We start from the raw sequence: 4659 nt of genomic DNA on the forward strand, positions 1-4659 counted from the left end.
ATTAAGCCAAGAGGCCATCCGCAAGGATGGCCTTTTTGCTGTGTGCGAAAGAAAAAGATTACGCAGCTACGCTGCGCCTCTGGTACAGATACCTCTCCAAAACTCCCCGAGTAAAGAATAGTTATATTTATAATTATCCGTAATGTTTAAAGCAAATGAGCAACTTCAGTCATATATTAGCGGGACTGAATAGAATTGTTTAAGTTGTGATAATAAAGCCCATATCGGAGATATTGCGGGCATTCATCACGTTGTTCATTATATTAATTCCTTTATCTTATTAATATGTATAGGAATTACCTAATGAAACAACGGAAAGCATTTATCCTGTAGATGAACTCCAGATAAAAGCAATATCATCGAAAACAAATATTAGCCTAGAGAGCCGAATCGAGTAGACTAGGTGAAGGTTCATTTCCGTATAGGTAATTATCGTTATGTCTACTGAAAGCGCGTCATTAAAAAAACACAATACTTTTGCGCTCCAGGCCAACGCAGCGCATCTGATCATTGCAGACACCATTGAATTAATGATCAAGGTTTGGCAGAAAACGCAGAAACGTCAAGAGCCACTGCTGGTACTCGGTGAAGGGAGTAATGTCCTGTTCCTAGAAGACTTTTCTGGTACGGTCATGATCAATCAATTAAAAGGCATCGATATCAGAGAAGAGGAAGATGCCTGGTTTCTCCATGTCAGTTCGGGCGAGAATTGGCATGATTTGGTCTGCCGCACTCTGGCAGCCGGAATTCCTGGGCTAGAGAACCTTGCATTGATTCCCGGTTTAGTTGGATCAGCCCCAATCCAAAATATTGGTGCCTATGGTATAGAGCTCAAAAACGTCTGTGATTACGTTGATCTGTTGAACCTGAATACGGGGGCTATCGACCGTATTTCGGCATCAGATTGTGGGTTTGGTTACCGTGACAGTATTTTCAAACACCGCTTCCAAAAGGGGCACATTATTGTTGGCGTGGGCCTACGTCTGAACAAGCAATGGAACCCGATGCTGAATTATGGCGATCTGACGAAGTTGGATCCGGAAACGGTAACGCCGCGTCAGGTGTTTGACTCTGTGTGCGCAATGCGCTGCAGTAAGCTGCCTGATCCTAAGGTGACGGGCAATGCTGGCAGTTTCTTCAAAAACCCATTGGTCAGTAATGAAAAAGCCGCGGCGATGATTGCCGAATACCCGGGCATGCCGCATTACCCACAGCAGGACGGACAGGTGAAGTTGGCAGCAGGCTGGTTGATTGATCGCTGTGAACTGAAAGGCCATCAGATCGGTGGTGCGGCGGTACATAGCCAGCAGGCGCTTGTTTTGGTGAATTTGGATAACGCCACCCGCCAGGATGTTGTCGCCCTGGCACGCCATGTACGCAATACGGTAGCGGCAAAGTTTGATGTATGGTTAGAACCCGAAGTTCGCTTTATCGGTAAGGATACTGAGTTAAATGCGGTAGAGGTCCTGTCATGAAAGATACTAAAGTTCCCCTCAGGCTTATTGCCATACTCGCTGATGGCGGCTTCCATTCTGGTGAGCATCTTGGTGAGTTGCTGGGAATGAGTCGTGCAGCGATTAACAAGCATATCCAGACAATTCGCGAGTGGGGCTTGGACGTGTTTACCGTACCGGGGAAAGGTTATAGCCTACCTGGCCCAATCCAATTGCTGGAGGCTGAACGCATTCTCAGCCAACTGGTAGATAAGCGTGTTACCGTGTTGCCCGTTGTGGATTCAACCAACCAATATTTGTTAGATCGCATTGCTGAATTGCAGTCGGGCGATGCCTGTGTCGCAGAGTATCAGCAGGCGGGCCGTGGTCGGCGAGGGCGCCAATGGATCTCGCCTTTTGGTGCCAATCTATATCTCTCAATGTTTTGGCGTCTGGATCAGGGGCCAGCGGCAGCAATGGGCCTGAGTCTGGTGATTGGCATAGTGATGGCTGAGGTGCTGAAAGACCTCGGTGCTGAAGATGTCAGGGTCAAATGGCCAAATGATCTATATCTCAACGATCGCAAACTGGCTGGCATCTTGGTCGAATTAACGGGAAAAACCGGCGATGCGGCACAATTGGTGATTGGGGCTGGCATTAATTTGGCGATGCGGGAAACCAATGCTAATGCGATTAACCAAGGGTGGATAAACTTGCAGGAAGCAGGAATCAATATCGACCGTAATGAATTGGCAGCGACCTTACTCAATGAGTTGCGTCAATCGTTGAAGCAGTTTGAGATTGATGGTTTGACACCATTTATTGCCCGCTGGCGTGCATTAGACAACTTTATTGATAGACCTGTTAAGTTATTAATTGGTGAGCAACAGATTTTTGGTATTGCCCGTGGTATCGATCAACAGGGTGCGTTATTGCTTGATCAGAATGGCGTAATTAAGCCATTTATTGGCGGGGAAATATCTCTTCGCGGTGCTGATTAATCATTTTAATAAGGGGCTTAAGCCCCTTATTATTAATTATTTACTTCCGTAATCGCACGTTTTCAACGGCATGATTAGCGCTTTTAGTCATGATCAGGCTAGCGCGCTCACGGGTTGGTAAGATATTTTCATGCAAATTCAGTCCGTTAATCTCAGTCCATAATTGGGTGGCTATGTTTATGGCCTCAGGCTCAGGTAGCTTTGAATAATTATGGAAATAAGAGTCAGGATTAGAGAAAGCGCCCTGCCGGAATTTAAGGAATCGATTGATATACCAGCTTTGTAGCAACTCTTCAGGGGCATCGACATATATTGAAAAATCAACAAAGTCGGAAACAAAAACACGATGTGGATCGTGAGGATAATCCATGCCGCTTTGTAAAACGTTCAGGCCTTCGAGAATAAGAATATCCGGTTGTTCGATGACTTTATTCCCTTCAGGAACGACATCATAAATCAAGTGGGAATATACTGGGGCTGTCACGCGCTTAGCGCCGGATTTTACTTCAGAAACGAATTTTACCAGGCTGTGCATATCGTAGGACTGTGGGAAGCCCTTTTTCTTCATCAACCCACGCTCGTTTAGCACCTTGTTAGGATGCAAGAAGCCGTCAGTGGTGATCAGTTCTACACTGCGATGTTCCGGCCAGCTGCTGAGCAATGCCTGCAGTAAACGAGCGGTAGTACTTTTGCCAACGGCAACGCTGCCGGCAATGCCGATAATGTAGGGGATTTTTTGTCCATCGGTTCCGAGAAATTGCTCAAGCACCGCCTGACGGCGCAGGTTGGAACTGATATAGAAGTTCAACAGTCGTGATAGCGGCAGATAAATCTGCGCTACTTCTTCCAAAGAGAGATCTTCGTTAATCCCTTTCAGTTTAACAATCTCTTCTTCTGACAGTGTCAGCGGCACCGAGTTTCGCAGCGCAGCCCATTGGGTACGATCGAACTGAAGATAAGGCGTCGCTAAAGATTGATCTCTTTTTATCATAAGCCAAATTCTGCCTGTTAACGCAGGTTGGGAAAGGCGCCGGACGCCAACTCCAGATAATAAACAAGCTGCATATTATAGACAGCTTCGTTTTTGGCGTAGACTTTTTTCGAAAAAGTTGGCGATTAGTATGAGTTTATGTCAATTGTGAGAAGCGGCCCGCAGTCGATGGAGAAAGGGTATCAACCAAGAGCGATACCGCTTTCATGTTGCGATACAGCCATTTTGTAGACAGATTTACGAAAAGGTTCGAAGCCACCTGGCGGAAGAAATGCCCCATTGATTCTTGCAAGAGCAATAAGATTATAGAAAATCGGCCTGAAACTGATTAATGTTTGCACGCCGTACACGTCGAATTGCCATGCGGCATGCAAAATTGGGCGTTTTGTGAGCGAAAGTGCAGCTAACGCAATTTTTTTGTTGCATAGACCGTCCGCTCTACCTAGAATGCGCTGCACTTGATGCCGGCTTAGCTCAGTTGGTAGAGCAACTGACTTGTAATCAGTAGGTCACCAGTTCGATTCCGGTAGCCGGCACCAATCAAGTCACAGTAGTTAAAATCTGGTGGGGTTCCCGAGCGGCCAAAGGGAGCAGACTGTAAATCTGCCGTCACAGACTTCGAAGGTTCGAATCCTTCCCCCACCACCATATCTTGCCTTCGGCAGTTAACTGGCCAGCGAAAAACGCGCAACGGTTAAATTGCAGAAGGAGAAGGCGAAAGCCTTCGACAAGAATCGAGTTGTGCAGCGCTAGCGCAGCCGGCCCGAAGGGTGAGAGTTAAGCGACGAACAATCCTTCTCCTCCCTAAAAATTCTACAGAAAAGTCAGGTAGCCGAGTTCCAGGATGCGGGCATCGTATAATGGCTATTACCTCAGCCTTCCAAGCTGATGATGTGGGTTCGATTCCCACTGCCCGCTCCAAGATGTGCTGATATAGCTCAGTTGGTAGAGCGCACCCTTGGTAAGGGTGAGGTCGGCAGTTCGAATCTGCCTATCAGCACCACTTCTTATAATCTCGCCCCCTGATTTTCTTTCTGTTCTGGATTCAACAAGCAAATGCTTGGTTGATGTGGTGATACCACCGATTTATCCGTGTCTTAGAGGGACAATCGATGTCTAAAGAAAAGTTTGAACGTTCAAAACCGCACGTTAACGTCGGTACTATCGGCCACGTTGACCACGGTAAAACTACCCTGACTGCAGCAATCACCACCGTTCTGGCTAAAACCTACGG

4 protein-coding genes, 4 tRNA genes and 1 other RNA gene are annotated in these 4659 nt (G+C 46.9%); 8 read left to right on the forward strand and 1 reads right to left on the reverse strand.

The window, feature by feature from the left end:
• The first annotated feature begins 437 nt into the window (after positions 1-437).
• Both murB and birA read left to right on the forward strand, forming a co-directional pair.
• Entirely contained in the window at positions 438-1475 is a 1038-nt protein-coding gene (murB, locus tag AC2FCQ_RS24470) for a UDP-N-acetylmuramate dehydrogenase (protein ID WP_209640605.1), read from the forward strand.
• Entirely contained in the window at positions 1472-2434 is a 963-nt protein-coding gene (gene birA / locus AC2FCQ_RS24475; RefSeq protein ID WP_490309158.1) for a bifunctional biotin--[acetyl-CoA-carboxylase] ligase/biotin operon repressor BirA, read from the forward strand. Before murB ends, birA begins: the two co-directional genes overlap by 4 nt.
• A 40-nt stretch (positions 2435-2474) precedes the next feature.
• On the opposite strand, the gene coaA is transcribed toward birA, so the two are convergent.
• On the reverse strand, positions 2475-3425 hold the full coding sequence (coaA, locus tag AC2FCQ_RS24480) for a type I pantothenate kinase (protein ID WP_490309159.1): 951 nt from the start codon (positions 3423-3425) through the stop codon (positions 2475-2477).
• 463 nt (positions 3426-3888) lie between these two features.
• Between coaA and AC2FCQ_RS24485 the strand changes: the two genes are divergently transcribed.
• From AC2FCQ_RS24485 to AC2FCQ_RS24510, 6 genes are all read left to right on the forward strand, one after another.
• Positions 3889-3964, forward strand: a tRNA-Thr gene (locus AC2FCQ_RS24485).
• 24 nt (positions 3965-3988) lie between these two features.
• Positions 3989-4073: transfer RNA gene (locus AC2FCQ_RS24490), tRNA-Tyr, on the forward strand.
• A gap of 46 nt (positions 4074-4119) precedes the next feature.
• Positions 4120-4234, forward strand: a non-coding RNA gene (locus tag AC2FCQ_RS24495) — RtT sRNA.
• A gap of 37 nt (positions 4235-4271) precedes the next feature.
• Positions 4272-4346, forward strand: a tRNA-Gly gene (locus AC2FCQ_RS24500).
• A gap of 6 nt (positions 4347-4352) precedes the next feature.
• Positions 4353-4428 (forward strand) — tRNA-Thr (locus tag AC2FCQ_RS24505).
• Between the two features lie 109 nt (positions 4429-4537).
• Positions 4538-4659, forward strand: a 122-nt coding sequence (locus AC2FCQ_RS24510; protein ID WP_004957728.1) for a GTP-binding protein, incomplete at its 3' end; no start/stop codon positions are given.

This window comes from Serratia sp. CoH_134_PS_4, assembly GCF_058190535.1.

Bases quoted from the DNA above. Each gene is read 5' to 3' on its own strand.
- birA (WP_490309158.1), top strand. From the start codon at position 1,472: ATGAAAGATACTAAAGTTCCCCTCAGGCTTATTGCCATACTCGCTGAT.
- coaA (WP_490309159.1), bottom strand. From the start codon at position 3,425: ATGATAAAAAGAGATCAATCTTTAGCGACGCCTTATCTTCAGTTCGAT.
- murB (WP_209640605.1), top strand. From the start codon at position 438: ATGTCTACTGAAAGCGCGTCATTAAAAAAACACAATACTTTTGCGCTC.